Source organism: Streptomyces sp. NPDC007856, assembly GCF_042868225.1.
GTDB lineage: Bacteria > Actinomycetota > Actinomycetes > Streptomycetales > Streptomycetaceae > Streptomyces.
On sequence record NZ_JBIAEC010000101.1, the window covers coordinates 1 to 1,945 of the forward strand.

General features: G+C 66.1%; 1 pseudogene. It reads left to right on the forward strand.

Annotated features, from left to right (window positions below):
* Positions 1 to 180: 180 nt before the first annotated feature.
* Positions 181 to 1,834 (forward strand): annotated as a pseudogene (locus tag ACFYOH_RS44725) (ISAzo13 family transposase).
* The last annotated feature ends 111 nt before the right edge of the window (positions 1,835 to 1,945 follow it).

Genomic DNA, 1,945 nt, shown 5'->3' on the forward strand with positions numbered 1-1,945 from the left:
CAAGCAACGGGCCAGGCACCACGACGTCGGCAAGACCGTCAAACGCGCCGAATCAATCAAGGAACACCAAGCCCAGCGAGGTTAAACGCCAAGCTAAGGGCTTGCCGGGAAACAAGTCGTGGCTTCCGGCTCTGGGACTCGTTGTTTTGGTATGGGAGACCGGAGGGGATCGAGGCCGTCCTGGCTGCGAAGTTACAGGTGTTGTGGCCGCATCTGGACGAGCGTCAGCGTCGGCTGGCCATAGGGGCGGAAGCGCGGTCGCTGGGGCATGGTGGGATCAGGCTCGTCGCTGCTGCGGCCGGGGTTCGGGAGGGCACGGTTTCGCGCGGAGTGGCTGAACTGGAGTCTGGCCAGGCTCCGTTGGGGCGGGTCCGTCGTCCTGGTGGGGGCCGGAAGAAGGCGACCGAGCTGGATGCGGGGCTGCGGCCGGCGCTGCTTGCGTTGGTCGAGCCCGACGAGCGGGGCGATCCGATGTCGCCGCTGCGCTGGACGACGAAGTCGACCCGGAAGCTGGCAGCGGAGCTGACCCGGCAGGGCCACCGGGTCTCCGCCGACACGGTCGCCGGCCTGCTGCGGGAGGAAGGCTTCAATCTGCAGGCCAACGCCAAGACCATCGAGGGTGCTCAGCACCCCGACAGGGACGCCCAGTTCCGCTACCTCAATGAACAGGCACGAGACCACAGGGACGCCGGTGACCCGGTGATCAGCGTGGACAGCAAGAAGAAGGAGCTGATCGGCGACTACAAGAACGCCGGGCACGAATGGCGACCCGCAGGGCAGCCGGTGAGGGTCAAGACGCACGACTTCCCCGGCCAGGCCGAGAAAGCAATTCCGTACGGAATCTACGACATGGCGGCGAACACCGGTTGGGTCAGCATCGGCACCGATCACGACACCGCGGCGTTCGCCGTCGCCTCGATCCGGCGCTGGTGGCAGGCCCGCGGCCGGCACGACTACCCCCGCGCCCGCCGACTGTTAATCACCGCCGACGGCGGGGGCTCCAACGGCTACCGCACCCGCGGCTGGAAGACCCAGCTCGCCGACCTCGCTGCCGAGACCGGCCTTGAGATCACGCCTGTGTCACCTTCCGCCCGGCACCTCGAAGTGGAACAAGATCGAGCACCGGCTGTTCTCCCACATCACCATGAACTGGCGCGGCAGACCCCTGACCAGCCATGAAGTCATGCTCCAAACCATCGCCGCGACCACCAGCCGCACCGGCCTCACCATCCATGCCGAACTCGACAGCGGGGAGTACCCTACCGGCATCCGCATCAGCGACGACGAGATCGCCGCCCTGCCCATCACTCGCCATCGCTTCCACGGCGACTGGAACTACACCCTCCACCCTCAGCGTCCGATGCCCGCGGCGACCACCGGCAGCACACCGGACGAGGCCCTGGCGGACAGACCGACTCGCCTCACGCGGCGTTCGCTCCAGGACCCGGAGTTGACCGGGATGACCCGCCGGCAGCTCAACGAGCTCATCGACTCGTTGACGCCAGCGATGGAGGTTCAACGCGAGCAAGTGCTCCGCACACGTCGGGGCCATGAGCGCCTGGTGGCCCCTGGCGCAGGTGCCAAAGCCAAGCTCACCTCAGCCGACCGGGTCCTGGTCACCGTGCTCCACCTGCGAAAACTCGCGACCATGGACCTCCTGGGCCAGCTCTTCAACTCCACCGCCATGACCATCAGCCGCGCAGTGAAAGACGTCCGCCCGCTCCTGGAAGCCCATGGTATCCATCTCCCCGCCTCAACAGCCCGTTTCCTCAGACGGGAAGACGTCGCCAGGTTCCTCGACCCCGACAGAACCAAGATCAAACCGACGTATTGATTCCCGGCAAGCCCTAAGCTTGGCGTTTAACCTCGCTGGGCTTGGTGTTCCTTGATTGATTCGGCGCGTTTGACGGTCTTGCCGACGTCGTGGTGCCTGGCCCGTTGCTTG